Here is a 24,212-nt window from a genome sequence, read left to right on the forward strand (position 1 = left end):
CTTCACGACTTGCAGCTTGAAGCTGTCGTCGAATGCCCTGCGTTTTTTGGTCATGAATAACTCCTCGATAGATGCATTTTCCACCTATCGGGGTGTCCGGGGAAATTAGACCACTGCAGAGGTTTATGTGCTGGGATTGAGGGCGCCAAGCCCCTCACCCTAGCCCTCTCCCGGAGGGAGAGGGGACTGACCGTGGGGTTTTTACGGAATACATCGACCTGAAAGTCTTGAGTCGAACTCAGGTTTTGAACAGCTTGAAGATCTGCTCCCTTTCCCCCTCGCCCCCTTGGGGGCGGTCCGACGTTTCGGGAGGGTTGGGGTGAGGGGGTAAAGCTTTTGATCTTAAATGCGGAAACTACCCACCAACTGCTTCAACCGCGAAGCCTGTTGCTCCAGATCCGAACAAGCCCTTAACGTCGCCTGCAAGTTCTCCACCCCTTCCTGGTTCAGTGTGTTGATCTCGGTGATGTCCACGTTGATCGACTCAACCACCGCCGTCTGCTCTTCGGTCGCGGTCGCCACCGACTGGTTCATCCCGTCAATTTCGCCAATGCGCTGGGTCACGCTGTTCAGGCGCTCACCGGCGAGGTTGGCAATCTCCACGCTGTCCTGACTGTGGCGCTGACTCTCGCTCATGGTGCTCACCGATTCGCGAGCGCCAACCTGCAGCTCCTCGATCATGGTTTGCACTTGCTGCGCCGATTCCTGGGTGCGATGCGCCAGATTGCGCACTTCGTCCGCCACCACCGCAAACCCACGTCCAGCCTCACCAGCGCGCGCTGCTTCGATGGCGGCGTTGAGCGCCAGCAGGTTGGTTTGTTGGGAGATGCTGGTGATCACTTCGAGAATCTGGCCGATGTTCACGGTTTTGCTGTTCAGCGATTCGATGTTGCTACTCGACGCGCTAAGCATGCTCGACAACTGATTCATTGCCTTGATGCTGCGATCCACCACTTGCTGGCCGTCTTCCGCCAGACCACGCGCATCGCTGGCCTGAGTCGAAGCTTGTGCAGCGTTGCGCGCGATTTCCTGGGCGGCGGCGCCGAGCTGGTTGATCGCGGCGGCCACGCTGTTGGTGCGCGAGGCTTGCTGGTCGGAGTTGTACATCGACGAGTTCGACGCTGCGACTACCCGCAGAGCAACTTCGTTGACCTGGCCGGTGGCCGACGACACTTCGCGGATCGAGCCGTGAATACGCTCGACGAAGCGGTTGAACGCGGTGCCGAGCACGCCGAATTCATCCTGATTCTGAATGGTCAGGCGTTTGGTCAGGTCGCCTTCGCCGTCGGCGATGTCTTCCATGGCGCGGGTCATCACGTGCAGCGGCTGGATCAGGATGCGGATCAGCATACCCAACAGGGCAAGGATGATTGCCACTGCAATGACCGTGGCGATCACCGCCGAGGTGCGGAATTCGCTGAGCATCGAGAAGGCTTTGTCCTTGTCCACCGACAGGCCGATGTACCAGTTAACCGAGGGCAGGCCTTTGATCGCGGTGAAGGTCACGATGCGGGTTTTGCCATCGACGCTGACTTCACTGAAGTCGCTGCTGATGCGCGGAGTGTCCTGCGGATAGGCGTCTTTGAGTGATTTCATCACCAAGGCCTTGTCCGGGTGCACGAGGATCTTGCCGTCGGCGCTGACCAGGAACGCGTAACCCATGCCGGAGAAATCCCGGGCGCTGAGGGTGTCGATCAGGGTTTGCAGGCTCAGGTCGCCGCCCACCACACCGACGCTCTGGCCGGCTTTCTTCGAGGCGGTGGCGATGGAAATGATCGTCTGACCGGTGGCCGCGTCGATGTAGGGTTCGGTCAGGGTCGGGGTGCTGCTGGATTCGGCACCTTTATACCAAGGGCGCACGCGTGGATCGAAACCATCCGGCATCTTCACGTCCGGGCGGATGGTGAAGTGGCCGGTGGCGTCGCCGAGGTAGGAAGCCATGAACGTCGAGGTCAGGGCTTTCTGTTCCAGCAGGTTGGCGACAACGGATGATTCCGGGTTCACCGCGATATTCTGTGCGGCGTTCTCGATCAGCAGGATCCGTCCGCTGAGCCAGGTCTGGATGTTGTCGGCGGTGACTTCGCCCATCTCGGTCAGGTAATTGTCGAGGTCTTCGCGAATCGCGTTGCGTTGCAACCAGTCGTTGTACAGCGTGAACGAGGCGAAGGCGGCAATGACGATGAGAGCGGCGGCAAGCAAAATTTTATGGCTGAAGCGCAGGTTTTTGTTCATGGCTTGGGGTTCCGCTAAGGTCTTATTGTCCAAGGCGTGCTTTTATAAGGACGCGCAATGTGGGCAGGGGTGAAAGCAAGTTGATATTTCCGTCTCTCCTTAGGGAAATGTCCGACTGGTTTTCAATCTGGTTTCTCACCTTTAGCTATCGGCCATGTTCGATCAAAGATTAACCATTGGGTGACAAAATGCCTGACTCATCGCAACTCATCATCGGCGCCGATCTCGGCGGGCAACCGATCGCCCAGGCCATGCGCCTGGCCAACCGTCATGGCCTGGTGGCCGGCGCGACCGGTACGGGCAAGACCGTCACTTTGCAGCGTCTGGCCGAAGCGTTCAGTGACGCCGGAGTGGCGGTGTTCGCCGCCGACATCAAGGGTGACCTGTGCGGCCTGGGCGCCGCCGGTAATCCACAGGGCAAGATCGCCGAGCGTATCGCCGGCATGCCGTGGCTCAATCATCAGCCGCAGGCGTATCCGGTGACTTTGTGGGACATTCATGGGCAGTCCGGTCATCCGTTACGCACGACATTGAGCGAAATGGGCCCGCTGCTGATCGGTGCGCTGCTGGAGTTGACCGACAGCCAGCAAGCGGCGCTCTACGCGGCGTTCAAAGTGGCGGATCGCGAAGGGCTGTTGCTGCTGGATCTGAAGGACTTGAAGGCGCTGCTCAATCACCTCAAGGACAATCCGCAGATGCTCGGCGAGGATGCGGCGCTGATGACCACCGGTTCCAGTCAGGCGCTGTTGCGTCGATTGGCGACGCTGGAACAGCAGGGCGCCGAAGCCTTGTTTGGCGAACCGGCACTGCAACTTGAAGACATCCTGCAACCGGCACCTGATGGTCGTGGACGGATTCATTTGCTGGATGCCAGTCGTCTGGTGCACGAAGCGCCGAAGGTCTATGCGACCTTCCTTCTATGGCTGCTGGCGGAACTGTTCGAACAACTGCCGGAGCGCGGCGATGCTGACAAACCGCTGCTGGCGTTGTTCTTTGACGAAGCGCACTTACTGTTCGCCGATACGCCCAAGGCATTGCAGGAGCGGCTGGAGCAAGTGGTGCGCTTGATTCGTTCCAAAGGCGTTGGCGTGTATTTCGTCACTCAGTCACCCGGCGACTTGCCGGATGATGTGCTGGCGCAACTCGGTCTGCGTATCCAGCACGGTTTGCGCGCGTTCACCGCCAAGGAACAGAAATCCTTGCGTGCGGTGGCGGATGGTTTCAGGCCGAATCCGGCGTTCGATGCGTTGTCGGTGCTGACTGAACTCGGTATCGGCGAGGCGCTGGTCGGCACCCTGCAGGACAAAGGCACGCCGGAGATGGTCCAGCGGGTGCTGGTGGCGCCTCCGCAATCACGGATCGGGCCGTTGACTGAAACCGAGCGCACAGTGCTGATCGCCGGGTCACCGTTCAAGGGCCGTTACGACAAGCCGATTGACCGTGAGTCGGCCTATGAAATCCTGATGGGGCGCAAAGGACTGGCGCCGGAGGCCGAGGCGGCACCGGGTAAGCCGGCGGCTGAGGAACCGAGTCTGGCGGACAAGGCCGGGGAGTTCCTCGGCACGGCGGCCGGGCAGGCGCTCAAGTCGGCGATGCGCCAGGCGGCGAATTCGCTGGGTAGACAGTTGGTGCGCGGTTTGATGGGTTCATTGCTCGGCGGCAGCAAGCGCCGCTAATCAGCCAACGGTCAGGATTTGGGTTTGGCGTGCGCCGCCAAGCGTTCAAGCGCCGCCCGCAAATTCGGATCACTGATCCCTTCGGCGGTGGACTGAATGGTCGCCGCCGCATCCGTCGACAAATCCATCGAGTGAGTGGCCGCTCCCGGTTGCAGGGTCGGCGGCCGCACCTTGAACTGGATTCGCGTCAAATTGGCGAATTCGTCGAACATCTGTAATTGCCGTTGCAGGCGTTTTTGCTGGTAGCGCAGGCGCGTCGCCCAGTGGCCGTCGGTCACCACCAGTTGCAGCAGACCTTCGCGCCACGATGCCACCAGGCAATGTTCGCGAGCGGCGGGTTGCAGCTGACTGTCGACCAGACGTTGCAGATGACCGAGGCGTTGTGCATGGCCAAAGATGGCTTTAAGCGGCCGGGCTTCGCGCAGCAGAACGGCGGGTGCTCTGGCCGTAAGAGGGCGGAATGCCATGATCGAACACCTGAAGTTGCAGAGTCGCCATGTTAGCAGAAAGCCTCCAACTCACTCGCCCATTGCTTTTGCTGGCGGTTTACTCATTAAATCAACGACTAACTTCTTTCTGAAACAGCTTGAAGTTGAAGAAAACGCCCCTATTTTAAGTGAGCCCCGTAACAGCGCCGTGCCAGTATCGTGGAACATCGCCACTTTCCTCACCACCGTTTCCGGGTAGAATGCTCGTTCGCATGCGGCCATGAGGGCTGCTCGGGCGACTCACGGGGCCGCCCTCCATCCCTTTAGTGTGGAAGATCCTGCCGATATGTTTGCGCCTTTGTTAAAGAAACTTTTTGGAAGCAAGAACGAGCGTGAAGTCAAACGCATGCTCAAGACGGTCCAGCACGTCAATGCCTTCGAAGAGCAAATGGTAGCCCTTTCGGACGATCAATTGCGTGCCAAGACTGCCGAGTTCAAGGCCCGCATCGCCAAAGGGGAAACCCTCGACAAACTGCTGCCTGAAGCCTTTGCGGTCGCCCGCGAAGCCGGCAAGCGTGTCATGGGCATGCGCCACTTCGATGTCCAGCTCGTCGGCGGCATGACCCTGCATGAAGGCATGATTGCCGAAATGCGTACCGGTGAAGGCAAGACCCTGGTGGCAACCCTGGGCGTTTACCTCAACGCACTGTCCGGCAAGGGCGTGCACGTTGTGACGGTGAACGACTACCTGGCCCGCCGGGACGCCAACTGGATGCGCCCGCTGTATGAATTCCTCGGCCTGACCGTCGGCGTCGTGACGCCGTTCCAGCCGCCGGAAGAGAAGCGCGCTGCCTACGCCGCTGACATCACCTACGGCACCAACAACGAATTCGGTTTCGACTACCTGCGCGACAACATGGCGTTCAGCATGGAAGAAAAATTCCAGCGCGAACTCAACTTTGCCGTGATCGACGAAGTCGACTCCATCCTTATCGACGAAGCACGTACCCCGCTGATCATTTCCGGTCAGGCCGAGGACAGCTCCAAGCTGTACATGGAGATCAATAAACTGATCCCGCAGCTGGAACTGCACGTTGAAGAAGTCGAAGGCGAAGTCACCAAGGCTGGCCACTACACCATCGACGAGAAGACCCGTCAGGTCGAACTCAACGAAGCCGGTCACCAGTTCATCGAAGAAATGCTCACCGGCGTCGGCCTGCTGGCCGAAGGCGAGAGCCTGTACTCGGCACACAACCTGGGCTTGCTGACCCACGTTTACGCCGGTCTGCGTGCGCACAAACTGTTCCATCGCAACATCGAATACATCGTGCAGGACGGTCAGGTGGTACTGGTCGACGAACACACCGGTCGTACCATGCCGGGTCGTCGTCTGTCCGAGGGCCTGCACCAGGCCATCGAAGCCAAGGAACAGTTGAACATCCAGGCCGAGAGCCAGACTCTGGCGTCGACCACGTTCCAGAACTACTTCCGTCTGTACAACAAGCTGTCCGGCATGACCGGTACCGCTGACACCGAAGCGTTCGAATTCCACCAGATCTATGGTCTGGCCGTGATGGTCATTCCGCCGAACAAGCCGTTGGCGCGTAAAGACTACAACGACCTGGTGTTCCTGACCGCCGAAGAGAAGTACGCAGCGATCGTCAACGACATCAAGGAAAGCATGGCCTCTGGCCGTCCGGTGCTGGTGGGTACTGCGACCATCGAAACCTCCGAGCACATGTCGCGTCTGCTTGAGAAGGAAGGCATCGAACACAAGGTTCTGAACGCCAAGTTCCACGAAAAAGAAGCCGAAATCATTGCGCAGGCCGGTCGTCCGGGCGCGCTGACCATTGCTACCAACATGGCCGGTCGTGGTACCGACATTCTGTTGGGCGGCAACTGGGAAGTTGAAGTCGCGTCGCTGGAAAACCCGACCCCTGAGCAAATCGCCCAGATCAAGGCCGACTGGCAGAAGCGTCACCAGCAAGTGCTGGAGTCCGGCGGCTTGCAGGTGATCGCCTCCGAGCGTCACGAGTCGCGTCGTATCGACAACCAGTTGCGTGGTCGTGCCGGTCGTCAGGGTGACGCCGGTTCGAGCCGTTTCTACCTGTCGCTGGAAGACAGCCTGATGCGCATCTTCGCCTCTGACCGGGTGAAGAACTTCATGAAAGCCCTGGGCATGCAGTCCGGTGAAGCGATCGAGCACCGCATGGTGACCAACGCCATCGAGAAGGCGCAGCGCAAGGTTGAAGGCCGCAACTTCGACATTCGCAAGCAACTGCTCGAGTTCGATGACGTCAACAACGAACAACGTAAGGTGATCTATCACATGCGTAACACGTTGCTGGCCGCCGACAACATTGGCGAAACCATCGCTGACTTCCGTCAGGACGTGCTCAACGCGACTGTCAGCGCACACATTCCGCCGCAATCGCTGCCAGAACAGTGGGATGTCGCCGGTCTGGAAGCTTCGCTGCAGAGCGACTTCGGTGTGGCGCTGCCGATCCAGCAATGGCTCGACGAAGACGATCACCTGTACGAAGAAACCCTGCGCGAGAAGCTCATGACCGAGCTGATGGCCGCGTACAACGAGAAAGAAGATCAGGCCGGTGCCGACGCACTGCGTTCGTTCGAGAAGCAGATCGTCCTGCGTGTACTCGACGACCTGTGGAAAGACCACCTGGCGACCATGGATCACCTGCGTCACGGCATCCACTTGCGTGGTTATGCGCAGAAGAACCCGAAGCAGGAATACAAGCGCGAGTCGTTCACGCTGTTCTCCGAGCTGCTGGATTCGATCAAGCGCGACTCGATCCGTGTGCTGTCGCACGTTCAGGTCCGCCGCGAAGATCCGGAAGCCGAAGAACAACGTCTGCGTCAGGAAGCCGAAGCACTGGCTGCGCGCATGCAGTTCGAACACGCCGAGGCTCCAGGTCTGGAAGCGCCGGAACTGCTGGGTGAAGAGGTCGATGTAGCCCTCGCCGCCGCACCGGTTCGCGCTGAACAGCGCCAGGGCCGCAACGAACTGTGCTACTGCGGTTCGGGCAAGAAATTCAAGCATTGCCACGGGCAGATCCAGTAAAACCCGTTCCAATCGCTGAAATACCCGCGCCGCGACCGGCACCAGCCGTCGCGGCGTTTTGCCATTTAAATCACCACCGCTTTGATTGGCGGTGCTGACATCATTGAGTAAGGAGCGCATTCATGGCTGTTGGTCTTGGTCCTTTGCCAACGTTGCACCCGGTTGCCGGTTTTGAACTCGGTATCGCCTCGGCCGGCATCAAGCGCCCGGGGCGCAAAGATGTCGTCGTGATGCGCTGCGCCGAAGGCTCCACCGTCGCGGGCGTGTTCACCTTGAACGCGTTCTGCGCAGCGCCGGTGATTCTCGCCAGGCAGCGCGTGCAGAATGCCGTGCGCTACCTGCTGACCAACACTGGCAATGCCAACGCCGGCACCGGCGAACCGGGCCTGGCTGCCGCCGAGCGCACCACTGCCAAACTGGCCGAGCTGACCGGTGTTGCTGCTGAGCAGATCCTGCCGTACTCCACTGGTGTGATCGGTGAGCCGCTGCCGGTCGAAAAGATCGAAGGCGCGCTGCAAGCGGCGCTGGATGACCTGTCGGAAAACAACTGGGAAGCTGCCGCCACCGGCATCATGACCACCGACACGCTGCCGAAGGGCGCCAGCCGCCAGTTCCAGCATGATGGCGTGACCATCACCGTCACCGGTATCAGCAAAGGCGCAGGCATGATCCGTCCGAACATGGCGACCATGCTCGGCTACATCGCCACCGACGCCAAAGTTTCCCGCGACGTGCTGCACAGCCTGATTCTCGACGGCGCGAACAAGTCGTTCAACCGCATCACCATCGACGGCGATACCTCGACCAACGACTGCTGCATGCTGATTGCTACCGGCAAGGCTGCGCTGCCGGAAATCACCCGCGCGGAAGGCGAGCTGTTCGCCAAGCTCAAGCAGGCTGTGTTCGAAGTGTGCATGGACGTGGCGCAGGCCATCGTGCGTGACGGCGAAGGCGCGACCAAGTTTGTGACGGTTGAAGTGAATGGCGGCGGTAATCACCAGGAATGCCTGGACGTCGGCTACACCGTGGCCCACTCGCCGTTGATCAAGACTGCGCTGTTTGCCTCCGATCCGAACTGGGGCCGTATTCTCGCCGCCGTCGGCCGCGCCGGTGTACCGGATCTGGACGTGAGCAAGATCGACGTGTTCCTTGGCGACGTGTGCATCGCCAGCCGTGGCGCCCGCGCCGCGACCTACACCGAAGCCCAGGGCTCGGCGGTGATGCAGCAGGAAGAAATCACCATCCGCATCGAGCTGGGTCGTGGCGAGTGCAGCGAAACCATCTGGACCACCGACCTGTCGCATGAATACGTGAAGATCAACGCTGAGTACCGTACGTAAGACCGAGTGGACCCCATCGCGGGCAAGCCCGCTCCCACAGGTTCAGCGTTGTAAGTAAATCATGTGTACGACGCGATCACTGTGGGAGCGGGCTTGCCCGCGATGACGCACGAACAAACGCTAGAGATTCTGGCTTGTTACTCTGTCAAAAAAGGCATCCAACCATGAGCCTGCACCTGATCATCGGCGACAAACTGCTTTCCTCCTGGTCTCTGCGCGCGGCTCTGGCGCTGGAGCTGACGGGCGCTGCCTACACCGAAGAACTGATCAAACTCGGCAAGCCCGACACTCGCGAGAATCTGCTCAAGCATTCGCCAACCGGCAAGGTGCCGCTGCTGAAAACCGCCCACGGCACGGTCGCTGATTCGCTGGCGATTGCCGAGTATCTCGCCGAGCAGTTCGCCGGTCTCTGGCCAACCGATATCGGTGCGCGTGCGCAGGCGCGTTCGGCCTGCGCACAGATGCACGCCGGTTTCTTCGCCATGCGTAATCACATGCCATTCGACCTCAGTCGCGACGCGCCACTCAACCCAGTGCCGCCGGAAGTAAAAGTTGATATCGAGCGCATGCTCGCGTTGTGGGCTGAATGCCGCGCCGCTGCCAACGAACCGGGGCCTTTCCTGTTCGGTCGCGCGACTTTGGCCGATGCTTTTTTCGCCCCGATTGCCGTGCGCCTGCGCACCTATCAAGTGCAGTTGCCGGCGGTCGACGAAGCCTATGTTGAAACCGTCTACCAATGGCCGGCCTTCAAAGCCTGGCAAAAGGCCGGACTGGAGGAATTGCAGCCGTGAAACGTGTACACGTCGCCGCCGCCGTCATTCGTGACAGCAGCGGCAAGATCCTCATCGCCCGCCGCGCCGACACCCAGCATCAGGGCGGTCTGTGGGAATTCCCCGGCGGCAAGGTCGAAGCGGATGAGTCCGTCGAAACCGCGCTGGCCCGTGAGCTGCACGAAGAGTTGGGCATCGTCGTCGGTGCTGCCCGGCCGCTGATCAAGGTGCAGCACGATTACCCGGACAAACAGGTTTTGCTGGATGTCTGGGAAGTCTCGCAATTTACCGGCGAGCCGCACGGTGCCGAAGGCCAGCCACTGGCGTGGGTCACCGCGCGGGCGCTGGGCGACTATGAATTCCCTGCGGCCAATCAGCCAATCGTTGCTGCTGCGCGCTTGCCGGCCGAATACCTGATCACTCCGGAAGATCTGGAAACCCCGGCCTTGCTGCGCGGCATCCAGAAGGCGATTGCCGACGGCATCAAACTGATCCAGCTGCGCGCGCCCAACGGCTACGACCCGAAGTACCGCGATCTCGCGGTGGACGCGGCGGGCCTGTGCGCCGGCAAGGCGCAGTTGATGATCAAGGGTCCGTTCGAATGGCTGGGGGATTTTCCGTCCGCCGGTTGGCACATTACCTCGGCGCAACTGCGCAAGCATGCGGCCGCAGGTCGTCCGCTGCCGGCGGGGCGTTGGTTGGCGGCGTCCTGCCATAACGCCGAAGAACTGGCGCTGGCCGAGCAAATGGGTGTGGATTTCGTCACCCTGTCGCCGGTGCTGCCGACATTGACTCATCCGGACGCACAGCCGTTGGGCTGGGAGCAGGCTCAGGCGTTGATTGAAGGGTTCAGCAAACCCGTGTTTGTGTTGGGTGGGGTTGGCCCGGCGGAGCGTGAGAAGGCTTGGGGCGTTGGTGCTCAGGGCGTAGCGGGAATTCGCGCGTTCTGGCCTAAGGCCTGAGTGAGGCTAATGGCCTCATCGCTGGCAAGCCAGCTCCCACAGGATTCTCGGTCGTACACAAAACTGGTGTTCACCGAAAAAACCTGTGGGAGCTGGCAGGCCAGCTTCCACAGTGAGCGGCGGTGTTCACAAAGCATGTGTTCACCGCAAAACCCTGTGGGAGCTGGCTTGCCAGCGATGGCGTCGGTGCAGACGCTACTTATCTGCAGGTTTTAGTGCCGGCTGCCACAAAATCTCCGCAATCCCCTGCCGCCGCGCAATCAACCGCGCCGCCACAAACAACAAATCCGACAGCCGATTGATATAAGCCAAACCCACCCCGGCCAACGGCTCCAGCGCATTCAAATGCTGGCAGCGACGCTCGGCTCCGCGCGCCAGACTCCGGCAAACATGCGCCTGCGCAATCAGCATCGACCCGCCCGGCAGAATGAAATTCTCCAGCGGCCCCAACTCTTCGTTCCACACATCAATCGCCGCTTCCAGCCGCTCGATTTCGGCAATGTTCAGCGCCTGATACTCGGGCATCGCCAACTCGCCGCCAAGGTCGAACAAGCGATGCTGACACGGCGCCAACACATCGATCAGCTCATTCAAGCCGGGGAACGTCTCGCGCTCGGCAATCAGCCCGGCGAGCAATACACCGACCTGACTGTTCAGCGTATCGACCTCGCCGATGGCCTCGATGCGCGGGTGATCCTTGGGTACGCGGCGGCCGTCGCCAAGGCCGGTCTCGCCTTTGTCGCCGGTGCGGGTGTAGATCTTCGACAGGCGAAAGCCCATGGGTTACCTCGGTAGTTGATTGGTTTCAGGAACGATGGGCGCCGCTTGGCTCAGCGGCAGGCGCAACGTGAAACACGTGCCCTGGCCCGGTGCCGACTGCACTTCCATCTGGCCCTTGTGGTTGTTGGTGATGATGAAATACGAGACCGACAGGCCCAGCCCGGTGCCCTGGCCGATTTCCTTGGTGGTGAAAAACGGCTCGAAGGTACGCTTGCGCACACTCTCGCTCATGCCGATGCCGTTGTCCTCGACCTGGATCTCGGCCCACGGTGGATTGAGTCTGGTGCGCAAAATGATCCGCCCCGGTTCGCTGTCGTCTGCGCGCTGATGAATCGCCTGCGCGGCGTTTTTCAGCAGGTTGAGCAGCACTTGTTCCAGCTCGTTAGCGGTGCCCGGCACCGGACCCAGTGCCGGGTCGAACTGGCGGATGATCGCCTGACCCTTGAAGTCGAAACCGATCGCCAGATCGAAATCGTTGCCGGCGATTTCCACCGCTTGATCGATCAGCGCCGGCAAATCGCACGGGGCCATTTGCCGGGTGCTGCGGCGGCTGAAGCTGAGCATGTGCGTAACGATTTTCGCCGCCCGCGCGCCAGCCTGTTGAATGCCGTCGAGGAGTTTTGGCACTTCCCGCGCTTGCAGGTAGGTATTCACCGTGTCCAGTTCAATGCTCAACTGCTCGGCAGTTTCGAGGTTCTTCGGCAGATCCGCCGAGAGCCGACGGCGGATGTTCTGCACGTTATGCAGGATCGCCCCGAGCGGGTTGTTGATCTCGTGAGCCATGCCCGCTGCGAGGCCGCCAACCGAAAGCATTTTTTCCGACTGCACCATCATTTCTTCCAGCGACAGGCGCTGGGTGATGTCATCGATACGAATCACCACGCCGCGCCCGGCGCCGCCCATCAGCGGGTAGAAGGTCAGCGCGTAATGCTTCGGTTCGTCGTCCTTGAACCAGGTCACGCGCTCGATTTTCGCCACCGTGTGTTGCTCGACGGTTTCCTTGAGCTGCGGCAAGAACGGCTTGAGCGGCTCGAAGGCGAGGAAGATCGGCTGGTTCAGCGCTTCGTCGAGGCGGGTGCCGGAGAGGGCGCTGGCCTCCTGATTCCACTGCGTGACATAGAGCTGCTCGTCGAGGGCGATCAGCGCCGAGGGCATTGAGTCGATGATGCTGTTGAGATAGTTCTGGAACCCGGTGAGCTTCTTCTCGATCTTGCTCCGCACCTGGACTTCCAGCTCCAGTTTGCGGTTGGTGTGGCGGGTTTCTTCAGCCAACCCCTGCGCCTGATCGTAGGCGGCTTGCGAGTCGTCGCGGGCGCGTTTGAGTTGCTGCTCGCGAGCCTCGATGCGCGAGAGCATGGTGTTGAAGGCTTCGGCGAGGCTGCCGATTTCGTCATGGTTGCCGCGTGAGGCGCGCAGTGCGTAGTTTTCTTCGCGGGTCACCTGACGTGACAGTTCTTCAAGTTGATGGATCGGCCGAGTGATCAGGCGTTTGATTTGCCGCGCAATCACCAGCCACAACAGCACGCTGAAAATCAGAATCCCCAGACTGGCCGTTAGTGTGCCGGTGTAAAACGCCATCGGCAGTTCGCTGCTGGCCACCAGCAACAAGTGGCCCGGCGCGGTGCCGGGGCGGGGCAAGGTGATCACCTGATTGGTACGAAACTCGGTCAGTTGCCAGGCTTCGATATGCCGGTAGCGCTCCGGCAGCTTGAGCTGATCGCCGTGCTGCAATTGCGCCAGGCGCTCACCCTTGCCGTCATACAGCGCGGCGGCGCGCAGTGGCGAATAACTGTTGAGTTCCTTGAGCAGGCGATCGGCACTCTGCGGCGACTGCAACGCCTCACTCACCAGACTCGGATTCGAGATCAGTCGGCCAATGGTCTGCAGCGCCTGTGGCGCCATGCTTTCCTGGGAGATGTAATAGGCGGCGCTGATAAAGGTCAGGTTGGCCACCAGCAGAACGGTGGTCAACAGCACCAGCAGGGCGGCCAGCAGTTTCTGGCCGACCGGCAGGTTTTCGAGACGCTGGCGCAATGGCATCAGGTTTATCGCAGCTAAGGAACAAGTGGCCAGCGTAGCCGCTGCTCAGTCGCTGGGCAATCCGAGGCGTTGCAGATGGCTGATCAGGCGCTGCTGCAACTGGTTCAGATGGGCGAGCTTCAGACCATGCCGTGCGGCGACTTTGCAGGCATGGCCCAAGAGATAGCTGATTTCCGTGCGGCGCTGGTTGGCCACGTCCTGATACATCGACGAGAAATTCGCCGCCGTAGCCTGGATGACCCGTTCGACTTCCTGTTGCAGATTCTGCGCTGCTGCCGGTTGCCCGCAACGCTCAAGCAAATCGCTGAGTTCCGCACACAAGGTGGCGACTTCACACTGATGTTGCTGCAAGCCGCCATTGCGGCAATCGTGCAGCACCGTCAGCGGGTTGATCGCGCAGTTGAGCGCCAGTTTGCGCCACAGTCGGGTGAGGATGTCGGTGCTCCATTCGTGGGGAATCTGCGCCGCGTCGAGGTCCTCCAGCCAGATCGGTGCGACGGGATGTGCCGCGTCGCCCAGCCAGGTATAACCGTGACCGGCGAACACCACGCGCCAGTCACCGTCACGAAACGCGCCCTCGGTGCTCGAAGCGCAGATGCAGCGCGCGTGCGGGACCCGTGCGGCAACTGCCTCCTGACTGCCGAGGCCGTTCTGCAACAGGATCAGCTCGGCATCCGGCGCCAGGCGATGAGCCACGCGGGCTACCGCGCTGACCGCGTCGTAGGCCTTGCAGGCCACCAGCAGACGACGGATCGGTTCGGGACTGTCCGCCGTTTCACCGGGGATCGCGTAGGTATTGGCTTCGCCGTGCTCCACCAGCGTCAAGCCGCCGAACGCTTGGTAGCTCTGCAGACGCTGGGCATCGCGCAGGATCAGGCGAACCGGCAATCCGGCGCGCGCCAGACGTGTCGCCCACAGCGTACCGAGGCTGCCGGCGCCGAGAATGTGCCAGGGAGTGGACATCAGTTTTTCGCTCGAGTGATGGAAGGCATGTGCGGCTCGCCGTGTCGCCGGGGAAATCCCCGTTATAATGAGCGCGATTTTAACCGCAAGCCAAGCGCGCTGCGTGTGCAACCAGCGCGCCTTTTTATTGGAGAGATTACATGCCGTCGTTCGACGTGGTATCCGAACTGGACAAACACGAACTCACCAACGCGGTCGAGAACGCCGTGAAGGAACTCGATCGTCGTTATGACCTGAAAGGCAAGGGCAGCTTTGAATTCAAGGAAAAGGACCTGACCGTCAGCCTGACCGCTGAAGCCGGTTTCCAGCTGGAAGCGATGATCGAAATCCTCAAGCTGGCCCTGGTCAAGCGCAAGATCGACGTGCAGTGCCTTGAGGTCAAGGACGCCTACGCATCGGGCAAACTGATGAAGCAGGACGCCGTGCTCAAGGAAGGCATCGACAAGGAGCTGGCGAAGAAAATCGTCGGCCACATCAAGGACGCCAAGCTCAAAGTGCAGGCCGCTATTCAAGGCGAGCAAGTGCGCGTGACCGGCAAGAAGCGTGATGACCTGCAAGAAGCCATCGCTGCGCTGCGGGCCAAGGAATTCGGCATGCCGCTGCAGTTCAACAACTTCCGCGACTAAGCATTATCCGCGGACCCTGCGGGATCCCCGGCGGTTTTCTGCCGTTTTTTTTCGTGCGCCGAATGGCCGGAAATCAGGAGATAGAACATGGATTTGAATACTGAGGTCGACAACCTGGTCAAGGCGTCCCAAGCGTGGATTCCGATGATCATGGAATACGGCAGCCGCGTGCTGCTGGCCGTCCTTACCCTGGCCATCGGCTGGTGGTTGATCAACAAAGTTACCACCAAGCTCGGCGGCCTGCTGGCTCTGCGTAATGCCGATCTGGCGCTGCAAGGCTTTATCAGCAGCCTGGCCAACATCATTCTCAAAGTGCTGTTGATTGTCAGCGTCGCGTCGATGATCGGCGTTGAAACCACTTCGTTCGTTGCAGCGATTGGTGCGGCTGGTCTGGCTATCGGACTGGCGTTGCAAGGCAGCCTGGCGAACTTCGCTGGCGGCGTGCTGATTCTGCTGTTCCGTCCGTTCCGTATCGGTGACTGGATCGAAGCGCAGGGTGTGTCGGGTACTGTCGACAGCATCCAGATTTTTCACACCGTGCTGCGTACCGGCGACAACAAGACCATCATCGTGCCCAACGGCAATCTGTCGAACGGCATCATCACCAACACCAATCGTCAGCCGACCCGCAAGGTTGTGTTCGATGTAGGTGTAGATTACGAAGCCGATCTGCAAAAGGCCCGTCAGGTGCTGCTGGATCTGGCCAACGATGAGCGTGTTCTGCAAGATCCGGCGCCGCAGGCGGTTATCTCGACACTGGGCGACAGTTCGATCACTGTTTCCCTGCGTGTGTGGGTTAAAACTGCAGACTACTGGGATGTGATGTTCATGTTTAACGAACAATCGCGCGACCGTTTGAAAACTGCCGGTATCGATATCCCGTTTCCGCAGCGGGTGATTCGTGTAGTTCAGGAACCTGCCATTTAGTAACAATGTTGATACTTGGCTTCCAGGTCAGTTTCAATAATAAAACCCAAGAGCTGTTCGCACTCTTGGGTTTTTTTATACGTTACAGGACTGTTTGCTGGCTAATAGATAGCTGGCTATTGTTGCGCGTCTGGCAGGTAATGAATCGGAGACTCAAACTTCTGGCGTAAAAAAACCGCTCACCTTTATCGGGTGAGCGGTTCTTGTTAGAGCGGAGCTCTACAGTACGTCAGCTGGATATCCCTATTAGAGGATGTTCAGTGGGTACTCAACGATCAGACGAGTGTCGTTGTTGTCAGACGAGTAACCGCTGTAAGCACCGTTCGAACGGTACATGGCGTAACGCAGACGGAACGACAGGTCTTTGGCCGGGCCTTCCTGGATCACGTACTTGGACTCGGCGTTCCACTCGTTTTCCTTGCCTTCACCCAGACCGTTGGTGGTGATGTTGTCACCCATTACGTAACGGGTCATGAAGCTCAGGCCAGGTACGCCGTAAGTTTTCATGTTCAGGTCGTAGCGAGCTTGCCAGGAGCGCTCGTCGCGGCCCACGAAGTCGGAGATCTGAATGGAGTTGGCTACGAAGATCGTGCTGTTACCGTCAACGCCATAGTAGTAAGCGTTGTCGCCGCTGGAGCGCTGGTGGGCGAGGGTGAACTTGTGGGCACCGATGCTGTAAGCAGCAGCCAGGGACCACAGGTTGTTGTCTACGCCGGTGGTGCCGTCGCCGATTGCGTCAACCAGATCACCGCGGCTGTCGCCTTTGGTGTGGTAGCCGTTCAGGTCGAAGTTCAGCGACTGGTCGTCGTTGATTGGCAAGGTGTAGTTCAGGTTGACGTAGTACTTCTTGAAGTAGTCGTCAGCGTCGGAAGCAGCCACTGCACCGGTGAAGTTGTCGGTGAAAGCGTAGCTGGCGCCGAAGATGTTGATGTTGGTCAGGCCTTTGCCGCCAAAACCGTTTTCATCAGGCAGACCGCCGATGCTGTCACGGCCCATGCCGGTTTGCTTGCTCAGGGAAGTGAAGCGACCTGCGCTCAGTTCCAGACCCTTGATCTCTTTCGAAGTGATCAGAGTACCGGTGGCGACTTCCGGCAGCATACGGCTGTCGTCAGTAGCGAAGACCGGGCTGGCAACGAATTGCTGACCGTATTTCAGAACGGTGTCGGATACGCGGAATTTAACTGCGCCGCCGATCTTGCCCTGGGATTTCTCCGGGTTGCCGTCGCTGTCGTTGGCGAACAGACCGTTACCACGGCGACCCGAACCGCCGTCCAGTTTCACCGAACCCATGGCCATGGCGTCGAGACCGAAGCCGACGGTACCTTGAGTGAAGCCCGATTCGTAAGTCAGCAGTTGGCTGACACCGGTATCCTGACGATAGCCGGAAGTGCCGGAAGTGCTGTTGCCTGCACCGTTTTTATAGTCGCGGTTCATGTACTCCATACGAGTCTTCAGCTTCAGGCTTTGATCGCCCAGGAAGCCTTTGGATTCGTCTTGAGAAGACGCTACTGCGAACTGCGAGGTGCCTGCTGCAACAGCCAGGGCGATCATGCTCCACTTCATCACGCGCATCGTGATTTGCTCCTTTGGTTTTTAGAAGAGTACTGCCGTCCCACCTGTTTTATTATCTGGGCGGCTCTTTCTTTTTGTGTCGGCGCAAACTTATATCACGCCGACCATGTTGGCGATACTTGCTAATCTAACCTTTCAGCTTCTTTACGACGCTGTCGCAAATGGTTGGGTAGATGTCGCAAATTCACAGTTCCGATGCAACCGGATTCACAACTTTATCGCTGTTTTCCGAGCTTTTGGCATCAGTAAAAAAGAGTCCCTGGCAAAACACTTGAATCTCCATCGGGCAACCCTGCCACTGTTCTTTTGGGGCTTAAGGCCACCACTTCCCGTGGTGCGCTTATAGTCCATATGGGTATGAATGCAACAAGCGTGCACAAACCATGATTTGTTCACGGTTATTTTTTCTGCAGGCTGCCTGTCGCTGTAAAAACCTTATAAATACTGGGTTCCATGTCCCTTTTGGTCTGGGCTTGACGCCATCGATGCCATGGTGTTGTCCCTCCTGGGAAAACCGCGTGACAACCAAAAGCGTTACCGGTTCACCCCACAGGTGAGTATTTGGCGGATGCCCGACGCACTGAGCGTAGACGCGCTGAGCGGTTTTGGTGCAAAAAATTTTTCCCGCTATACCGAATTCACACAGTCGGGCCATGTGGTGACGTAGAACCGGGCGCTGTTGGCTGATCATTTTGGCTGGCTCAGAGGTCGCGCGGGTTCGGTGTTGGTGCGCGAGAGCCGAAAATGGTCCATCTCGGAGCGTCGGATAAATCGACGCCGGTGCGTTGGTCGTGAAGCTCTGGTCATTCGAAGGTATGCTGCCATCCTGAGGTTTGCCGGCTGTCCGCGAGGAACGCCGGCAAACTGTTTAATGTAGATCGGCCAGGAGTGCATGCAGTGTTTGCTTTAGATTCACGACTTCAACAGGACACGCTGACCATCGGTGATTTCCCGCTGTGCCGACTGCTGCTGTCCAACGACTCCAACTACCCGTGGTTCATCCTGGTGCCACGCCGCGAAGATATCAGCGAGTTGTTTCAGTTGGATGTCGCCGACCAGCAGCAGCTGTGGCAAGAAACCACGGCGCTGGCCGAGGTGCTCAAGGATTTGTTCGATGCTGACAAAATGAACGTCGCAACCCTGGGCAACGTCGTCAGTCAGATGCATATGCATGTGATCGTGCGCAAACGCGACGACGCCGCATGGCCTGCGCCGGTGTGGGGCAAGCACCCGGCCAAGCCGTACAACGCCGAGCAGGTAGCGGTGATTCGCGAACAGTTGCGTCAGGTGCTGGCTGACGTTTGCACTTTTGCGGAGGAATGAGTGATGAGTCTTGAACAACGCGTCAATGATCTGGAAAGCCGCCTGGCATTTCAGGACGACACCATTCAGTCGTTGAACGACGTGCTGGTGGAGCAACAACGGGTGGTTGATCGACTGCAGTTGCAGATGGCTGCACTGCTCAAGCGTCAGGAAGAGATGTCCGGCGGGTTCGGGGTTTTCGAAGAAGACGCACCGCCGCCGCACTACTGAATTATCACCCGCCATAAAAAAACCGCGAACAGCCAGGCTGTTCGCGGTTTTTTTGCAGCCTGGATCAGCGTCGCGGCAGGGCGGCGATCACGTCCTCGGCTTGCAGGCCTTTGTCACGGTTCATCACCGAGAACTCCACGCGCTGGCCTTCGACCAGTACGCGGTGGCCTTCGCCACGGATGGCGCGAAAGTGCACGAAGATATCATCGCCGGAATCCCGGGAGATAAAGCCGAAGCCTTTCGAGGTGTTGAACCACTTGACCGTACCGGTATCACGGTTGGTCATGTCGTAGTTCTGCGCTGCGGCCGCAGGTGAAGAGCGGTAGAAACTGGCGGCGAGGTGCAGGGCCACGGCAACCAGGGCAATGATCAGACTGAACAACACTGCTGGCTGGCCGGCGATTTCCGGCATAGGCGCGATCAGTGTCAGGGTCTGCAGGACGACAGTCAGCACCAACAGCGCGCTGACCAGATTTTGCAGATGCTGGCGAGGACCTTTGTTCCAGTAAGGGATGACTGGAGCGAGGACCAGGTTCAGCAGGCCGAAAAAGGCCAGGTAAAGTGCATCGGGTTGTTGCAGGTAAGGAAGTGCTTCGGATTTCAAGCTAGGTATGAACGACAGCAGCAAAGCCGCTGCGCCCATTAGCAGGTGGACGATTTTCAACATTTTATTGGCTCACGTTAATGACGGCTCACAAGGAAGAGCTGAAGGCGCACGGTTCGCTTCGAGAAAAATAAAGAGGCGTTGGACACGTGCCCGGCATCAGCCTATGCGCAAAAGCCCGGAAAAAAGGCCTGGCGACACGCTGCCTATTTAACAGCAAAGCCCGCAGCTACTCAAATCAGCCCGGCCAGTGGCAGATGGTTGGTTGGCGGTTGGTAGATAGTCGGTCGATTTGTCGCAGCTATCGCCCCGATTTGGGGCTGCGAGGCGCCGATTGCCTTGCTAGAGTGGGTCAGCACCTGTTGGATGAAATTCAATCGCCTCTAGGGGGTAAGCATGGCAATCGATATCGGTATCAGCGAAGAAGACCGCAAGTCCATCGTCGAAGGGCTGTCGCGGCTGTTGTCGGACACCTACGTGCTGTATCTGAAGACCCACAACTTCCACTGGAACGTCACTGGGCCGATGTTCCGCACCCTGCACTTGATGTTCGAGGAGCAATACAACGAACTGGCGCTGGCGGTGGATTCAATCGCCGAGCGCATTCGCGCACTCGGATTCCCGGCGCCGGGCGCTTATTCGACCTACGCGCGCCTGTCCTCTATTAAAGAAGAGGAGGGCGTGCCGAGTGCCGAGGACATGATCAAGCAACTGGTCGCCGGCCAGGAAGCAGTCACTCGCACTGCACGGGGCATTTTTCCACTGCTGGACAAGGTCAGCGACGAGCCGACAGCCGATTTGCTGACCCAGCGCATGCAGGTTCACGAGAAAACCGCGTGGATGTTGCGCGCGCTGCTCGAAGGCTGACGGCCCTTGGCGCATGAACAGATGCTGTTCGTGCGCTGCTGCCGATTTCTGTTTCTACGCCGGGAAAAAGCAACGGCTTCTGTAGGAAACTCGGAAGCGAGTTGCGCGCTCCATGATCCGCCATGTTCTGTTGGCTTATCCTACGCAGATGGTCATAAAGTCATCTGGCTAACCCTTTGCCGCTGCGCTTTTAATGAGGCCACTGGATGTTGCCTTGATAACCAGTAGCGATGGCAAAGGAGTGTCAACGATATGGCAGATGGAGACAGGCGAAGTGACAGGGTTGTCGAATCGCAGCGGAGCATGTCGGGCGAGCCGTTTCTCGGCGAGTTCGACATGGGGTTGATCCGGCCTTTATCACGGTCGGTGCGTTTGAACGGTTTTGCCACCTGCATGCGACTTGAGCAGGTGTACTGGAATATTCTGCACAGCATGGCGCATGACCATTGCTGTTCGATCGGCACATTGCTGTCGCGGGTGGATCGTGAAGTACATCTGCGCCATGGCGGCGTGAAAAACTTCAGCGGTCTGGTGCGAGTGGTGTGTGTGCTGCATGGCCTCAAGGATTCTGCGGCGGGCACTGCACGGCACAGCGAATAACACGACGGCCTGTGCAGTCTTACGGCTGCACAGGCCGCATTTAATGGATATAATCTCGCCCTTTCGCCGCGCGACCCTGCATGCGGCAGCAATCTGATCGCCGAGACACCTCCATGCCGATGTACGATTACCAATGTGCTTCCTGTGGTCATCAGTTGGAAGCCATTCAAAAGATCAGCGATTCCCCACTGGTCGACTGCCCTGCCTGTCAGGCGCCAGAGCTCAAGAAGATGCTGTCCATGCCCGGCTTTCGCCTGAGCGGCAGCGGTTGGTACGAAACCGATTTCAAGACCGGCACGAAGAAGAATCTGGCCGGCGGCGACAAATCTGACTAGGGTTCAGACCCAGGTCAAACGACACGCGCGAGTTCCTGCATGTCGCACAGTGCTTGAGTGCGGCGGGATCTCCACCGAATTTCGAATTACGAGAAGCGAACCACTACCATGATGCGCAGCCATTATTGCGGCCAGTTGAACGAAAGCCTGGAAGGTCAGGAAATTACCCTTTGCGGATGGGTTCACCGTCGCCGCGACCACGGCGGGGTGATTTTCCTCGATATCCGTGACCGTGATGGTCTGGCCCAGGTGGTATTCGATCCGGATCGCGCCGAGAGCTTCGCCGCCGCCGATCGCGTGCGCAGCGAATACGTAGTGAAGATCACTGGCAAGGTGCGTCTGCGTCCGGCCGGTGCGACCAACGCCAACATGGCGTCGGGCATGATCGAAGTGCTGGGCTACGAACTGGAAGTGCTGAACGAGTCGGAAACCCCGCCGTTCCCGCTGAACGAGTTCTCCGACGTGGGCGAAGAAACCCGCCTGCGCTATCGCTTCCTCGATCTGCGTCGCCCGGAAATGGCCGAGAAGCTGCGTCTGCGTTCGCGCATGACCACCAGCATCCGTCGCTTCCTCGACGAGAACGGCTTCCTCGACGTGGAAACGCCGATCCTGACCCGTGCCACCCCTGAAGGTGCGCGTGACTATCTGGTGCCAAGCCGTACCCACGCCGGTTCGTTCTTCGCCCTGCCGCAATCGCCGCAGCTGTTCAAACAACTGCTGATGGTTGCCGGCTTCGACCGTTACTACCAGATCGCCAAGTGCTTCCGCGACGAAGACCTGCGTGCTGACCGCCAGCCTGAATTCACCCAGATCGACATCGAGACCAGTTTCCTCGATGAAAAAGAGATCATGGGCCTGACCGAGCAAATGATCCGCAACCTGTTCAAGGAAGTGCTGGATCTGGAATTCGGCGAATTCCCGCACATGACTTTCGAAGAAGCCATGCGCCGCTACGGTTCCGACAAGCCGGACCTGCGTATTCCGCTGGAACTGGTAGACGTTGCCGATCAGCTCAAAGAAGTTGATTTCAAAGTGTTCAGCGGCCCGGCCAACGACCCGAAATGCCGTATCGCCGCACTGCGCGTTCCAGGCGGGGCGAGCATGCCGCGCAAGCAGATCGACGACTACACCAAGTTCGTCGGCATTTACGGCGCCAAGGGCCTGGCTTACATCAAGGTCAACGAGCGCGCTGCCGGTGTTGACGGTCTGCAATCGCCGATCGTGAAAAACATTCCGCTGGAAAACCTCAACGCCATCCTTGATCGCGTGGGTGCAGTTGATGGCGACATCGTGTTCTTCGGCGCCGACAAGGCCAAGATCGTCAGCGAGGCCTTGGGCGCGCTGCGTATCAAGCTCGGTCACGACCTGAACCTGCTGACCTGCAAGTGGGCACCGATGTGGGTTGTCGACTTCCCGATGTTCGAAGAGAACGACGACGGCAGCTTCTCCGCGCTGCACCACCCGTTCACCGCGCCGAAGTGCTCGCCAGAAGAATTGGAAGCCAACCCGGCCGGCGCTCTGTCGCGTGCCTACGACATGGTGCTCAACGGCACTGAATTGGGTGGCGGTTCGATCCGTATTCACCGCAAGGAAATGCAGCAAGCGGTATTCCGTCTGCTGGGTATCAACGAAGCAGAACAGGAAGAGAAATTCGGCTTCCTGCTCGACGCCCTGAAATACGGCGCACCGCCGCACGGTGGTCTGGCCTTCGGTCTGGATCGTCTGGTGATGCTGATGACTGGCGCCCAGTCGATCCGTGAAGTGATCGCCTTCCCGAAAACCCAGAGTGCTGCGGACGTCATGACGCAAGCGCCGGGTGTGGTGGATGCCAAGGCATTGCGCGAATTGCACATTCGTTTGCGCGAAACGCCAAAGGCTGAGTAACACGGGCCTGAAGGCGCATCTTCGGATGCGCCTTTTTTCTTTCTGTAGAGACTGAAAACGGTCGAGATTTTTTGTTTGCCGGCCGCTGCAAGCGCAGGGCGGGCAACGTTTCAAAGAGAATTCGGAGCGAGTTATGGCGGGTCATTCGAAGTGGGCGAACATCAAGCACCGCAAAGAACGTCAGGATGCCAAGAAAGGCAAAATCTTCACCAAGTGGATTCGTGAGCTGACCGTTGCGGCCCGTCAGGGTGGCGGCGATCCGGGTTCCAATCCACGTCTGCGTCTGGCGCTGGACAAGGCTCTCGGTGCGAACATGAGCCGCGACATCATTGATCGCGCAGTTGCTCGTGGTGCCGGTGCTGCCGACACCGACGATATGGTCGAGCTGAGCTACGAAGGCTACGGCCCGGGCGGCGTGGCAGTGATGGTCGAGTGCATGACCGATAACCGCAACCGTACCGCAGCGGCCGTGCGCCATGCGTTCAGCAAGTGCGGCGGTAATCTGGGCACCGACGGCTCGGTGGCGTATCTGTTCGAGCGCAAGGGGCAGATATCCTTCGCGCCGGGCGTTGATGAAGATGCGTTGATCGAAGCGGCGATGGAAGCCGACGCCGATGACGTGGTCACCCACGAAGACGGTTCGATTGAGGTGTTCACGTCGTTCGCCGGTTTTTACTCCGTGCGTAACGCGCTGGAAGCCGCTGGCTTCAAAGGTGATGACGCGGAAATCGTCATGCTGCCAACCACCAGCGCCGAGCTGGATCTGGAGGGCGCGGAGAAGGTGCTCAAGCTGATCGACATGCTGGAAGACCTGGATGACGTGCAGAACGTCTATTCCAACGCGGACATTCCCGAGGAAGTGGCTGCGCAGCTCGGTTAACAGCGACTAGATTCAATGTGGGAGCTGGCTTGCCAGCGATGGCGTCGGCACATCTGGCAATGATGTCGCCTGATACATAGTCATCGCTGGCAAGCCAGCTCCCACAGTTGT

At 59.1% G+C, this 24,212-nt stretch carries 22 protein-coding genes and 1 pseudogene; 15 read left to right on the plus strand and 8 right to left on the minus strand.

Annotated elements, in window-relative coordinates:
- Positions 1 to 342: 342 nt before the first annotated feature.
- Positions 343 to 1,107 carry a methyl-accepting chemotaxis protein gene (locus ACP7EE_RS25105; protein ID WP_420646677.1) on the minus strand — a complete coding sequence of 255 codons (765 nt, stop codon included), beginning with the start codon at positions 1,105 to 1,107 and terminating at the stop codon, positions 343 to 345.
- 93 nt (positions 1,108 to 1,200) lie between these two features.
- A pseudogene (locus ACP7EE_RS25110) lies at positions 1,201 to 2,232 on the minus strand (HAMP domain-containing protein); the annotation flags it as partial.
- 188 nt (positions 2,233 to 2,420) lie between these two features.
- On the opposite strand from ACP7EE_RS25110, the gene ACP7EE_RS25115 reads away from it, so the two are divergent.
- Positions 2,421 to 3,908 carry a helicase HerA-like domain-containing protein gene (locus ACP7EE_RS25115; RefSeq protein ID WP_426237565.1) on the plus strand — a complete coding sequence of 496 codons (1,488 nt, stop codon included), beginning with the start codon at positions 2,421 to 2,423 and terminating at the stop codon, positions 3,906 to 3,908.
- 11 nt (positions 3,909 to 3,919) lie between these two features.
- Here the strand turns inward: ACP7EE_RS25115 and ACP7EE_RS25120 are convergent, their stop codons facing one another.
- The gene (locus tag ACP7EE_RS25120) at positions 3,920 to 4,375 is read right to left on the minus strand and encodes a DUF721 domain-containing protein (protein ID WP_420646291.1); all 456 of its coding nucleotides are present in this window, start codon (positions 4,373 to 4,375) and stop codon (positions 3,920 to 3,922) included.
- On the opposite strand from ACP7EE_RS25120, the gene ACP7EE_RS25125 reads away from it, so the two are divergent.
- The 5 genes from ACP7EE_RS25125 to ACP7EE_RS25145 all read left to right on the plus strand — a co-directional run bounded on the left by ACP7EE_RS25125 (position 4,374) and on the right by ACP7EE_RS25145 (position 10,490).
- Positions 4,374 to 4,595, plus strand: coding sequence for a hypothetical protein (locus ACP7EE_RS25125; protein ID WP_426206273.1), 222 nt, complete (start codon positions 4,374 to 4,376; stop codon positions 4,593 to 4,595). The genes ACP7EE_RS25120 and ACP7EE_RS25125 overlap by 2 nt on opposite strands.
- An 87-nt stretch (positions 4,596 to 4,682) precedes the next feature.
- On the plus strand, positions 4,683 to 7,418 hold the full coding sequence (gene secA, locus ACP7EE_RS25130; RefSeq protein ID WP_426237568.1) for a preprotein translocase subunit SecA: 2,736 nt from the start codon (positions 4,683 to 4,685) through the stop codon (positions 7,416 to 7,418).
- 122 nt (positions 7,419 to 7,540) lie between these two features.
- Positions 7,541 to 8,758, plus strand: coding sequence for a bifunctional glutamate N-acetyltransferase/amino-acid acetyltransferase ArgJ (gene argJ / locus ACP7EE_RS25135; RefSeq protein WP_426206271.1), 1,218 nt, complete (start codon positions 7,541 to 7,543; stop codon positions 8,756 to 8,758).
- A 164-nt stretch (positions 8,759 to 8,922) separates the two neighbouring features.
- Positions 8,923 to 9,549, plus strand: coding sequence for a glutathione S-transferase family protein (locus ACP7EE_RS25140; protein WP_426237570.1), 627 nt, complete (start codon positions 8,923 to 8,925; stop codon positions 9,547 to 9,549).
- Positions 9,546 to 10,490, plus strand: a complete 945-nt coding sequence (locus ACP7EE_RS25145) for a Nudix family hydrolase (RefSeq protein ID WP_426237572.1) — start codon at positions 9,546 to 9,548, stop codon at positions 10,488 to 10,490. The genes ACP7EE_RS25140 and ACP7EE_RS25145 overlap by 4 nt, the downstream gene beginning before the upstream one ends.
- 195 nt (positions 10,491 to 10,685) lie before the next feature.
- Here the strand turns inward: ACP7EE_RS25145 and ACP7EE_RS25150 are convergent, their stop codons facing one another.
- From ACP7EE_RS25150 to ACP7EE_RS25160, 3 genes are read right to left on the minus strand one after another with little or no spacing between them, the layout of a single operon-like run.
- A complete protein-coding gene (locus tag ACP7EE_RS25150; RefSeq protein WP_426237574.1) occupies positions 10,686 to 11,270 on the minus strand; it encodes a cob(I)yrinic acid a,c-diamide adenosyltransferase in 585 nt (194 codons plus the stop codon).
- Between the two features lie 3 nt (positions 11,271 to 11,273).
- Complete coding sequence (locus ACP7EE_RS25155; protein WP_426237576.1) at positions 11,274 to 13,310, minus strand: sensor histidine kinase; 2,037 nt, start codon at positions 13,308 to 13,310, stop codon at positions 11,274 to 11,276.
- Between the two features lie 45 nt (positions 13,311 to 13,355).
- The gene (locus ACP7EE_RS25160) at positions 13,356 to 14,273 is read right to left on the minus strand and encodes a putative 2-dehydropantoate 2-reductase (protein ID WP_426237578.1); all 918 of its coding nucleotides are present in this window, start codon (positions 14,271 to 14,273) and stop codon (positions 13,356 to 13,358) included.
- Positions 14,274 to 14,413: 140 nt separating this feature from the next.
- Here ACP7EE_RS25160 and ACP7EE_RS25165 point away from each other — a divergent pair, with 140 nt between their 5' ends.
- Positions 14,414 to 14,899 carry a YajQ family cyclic di-GMP-binding protein gene (locus ACP7EE_RS25165; protein WP_007912755.1) on the plus strand — a complete coding sequence of 162 codons (486 nt, stop codon included), beginning with the start codon at positions 14,414 to 14,416 and terminating at the stop codon, positions 14,897 to 14,899.
- An 87-nt stretch (positions 14,900 to 14,986) separates the two neighbouring features.
- On the plus strand, positions 14,987 to 15,826 hold the full coding sequence (locus ACP7EE_RS25170) for a mechanosensitive ion channel family protein (protein ID WP_420646300.1): 840 nt from the start codon (positions 14,987 to 14,989) through the stop codon (positions 15,824 to 15,826).
- A 246-nt stretch (positions 15,827 to 16,072) separates the two neighbouring features.
- Here ACP7EE_RS25170 and ACP7EE_RS25175 read toward each other — a convergent pair whose 3' ends face one another.
- Positions 16,073 to 17,398, minus strand: coding sequence for an OprD family porin (locus ACP7EE_RS25175; protein WP_420646301.1), 1,326 nt, complete (start codon positions 17,396 to 17,398; stop codon positions 16,073 to 16,075).
- Between the two features lie 897 nt (positions 17,399 to 18,295).
- On the opposite strand from ACP7EE_RS25175, the gene ACP7EE_RS25180 reads away from it, so the two are divergent.
- Both ACP7EE_RS25180 and ACP7EE_RS25185 read left to right on the plus strand, forming a co-directional pair.
- The gene (locus ACP7EE_RS25180) at positions 18,296 to 18,721 is read left to right on the plus strand and encodes an HIT family protein (RefSeq protein ID WP_426237581.1); all 426 of its coding nucleotides are present in this window, start codon (positions 18,296 to 18,298) and stop codon (positions 18,719 to 18,721) included.
- Between the two features lie 3 nt (positions 18,722 to 18,724).
- Positions 18,725 to 18,931: a SlyX family protein gene (locus ACP7EE_RS25185; protein WP_420646303.1), complete on the plus strand. Its 207-nt coding sequence runs from the start codon at positions 18,725 to 18,727 to the stop codon at positions 18,929 to 18,931.
- 64 nt (positions 18,932 to 18,995) lie between these two features.
- On the opposite strand, the gene ACP7EE_RS25190 is transcribed toward ACP7EE_RS25185, so the two are convergent.
- Positions 18,996 to 19,598: a cold shock domain-containing protein membrane protein gene (locus ACP7EE_RS25190; RefSeq protein ID WP_420651203.1), complete on the minus strand. Its 603-nt coding sequence runs from the start codon at positions 19,596 to 19,598 to the stop codon at positions 18,996 to 18,998.
- 333 nt (positions 19,599 to 19,931) lie between these two features.
- Here ACP7EE_RS25190 and ACP7EE_RS25195 point away from each other — a divergent pair, with 333 nt between their 5' ends.
- The 5 genes from ACP7EE_RS25195 to ACP7EE_RS25215 all read left to right on the plus strand — a co-directional run bounded on the left by ACP7EE_RS25195 (position 19,932) and on the right by ACP7EE_RS25215 (position 24,101).
- Positions 19,932 to 20,402 carry a Dps family protein gene (locus ACP7EE_RS25195; protein WP_426206262.1) on the plus strand — a complete coding sequence of 157 codons (471 nt, stop codon included), beginning with the start codon at positions 19,932 to 19,934 and terminating at the stop codon, positions 20,400 to 20,402.
- A 252-nt stretch (positions 20,403 to 20,654) separates the two neighbouring features.
- On the plus strand, positions 20,655 to 21,002 hold the full coding sequence (locus tag ACP7EE_RS25200) for a ribbon-helix-helix domain-containing protein (protein ID WP_420646306.1): 348 nt from the start codon (positions 20,655 to 20,657) through the stop codon (positions 21,000 to 21,002).
- Positions 21,003 to 21,115: 113 nt separating this feature from the next.
- Complete coding sequence (locus ACP7EE_RS25205) at positions 21,116 to 21,337, plus strand: FmdB family zinc ribbon protein (protein ID WP_420646307.1); 222 nt, start codon at positions 21,116 to 21,118, stop codon at positions 21,335 to 21,337.
- A 108-nt stretch (positions 21,338 to 21,445) separates the two neighbouring features.
- Positions 21,446 to 23,221, plus strand: coding sequence for an aspartate--tRNA ligase (gene aspS / locus ACP7EE_RS25210; RefSeq protein ID WP_008080219.1), 1,776 nt, complete (start codon positions 21,446 to 21,448; stop codon positions 23,219 to 23,221).
- 133 nt (positions 23,222 to 23,354) lie between these two features.
- Complete coding sequence (locus ACP7EE_RS25215; RefSeq protein ID WP_420646309.1) at positions 23,355 to 24,101, plus strand: YebC/PmpR family DNA-binding transcriptional regulator; 747 nt, start codon at positions 23,355 to 23,357, stop codon at positions 24,099 to 24,101.
- The last annotated feature ends 111 nt before the right edge of the window (positions 24,102 to 24,212 follow it).

The sequence above is a fragment of the Pseudomonas sp. TWP3-2 genome (genome assembly GCF_049897765.1).
GTDB lineage: Bacteria > Pseudomonadota > Gammaproteobacteria > Pseudomonadales > Pseudomonadaceae > Aquipseudomonas.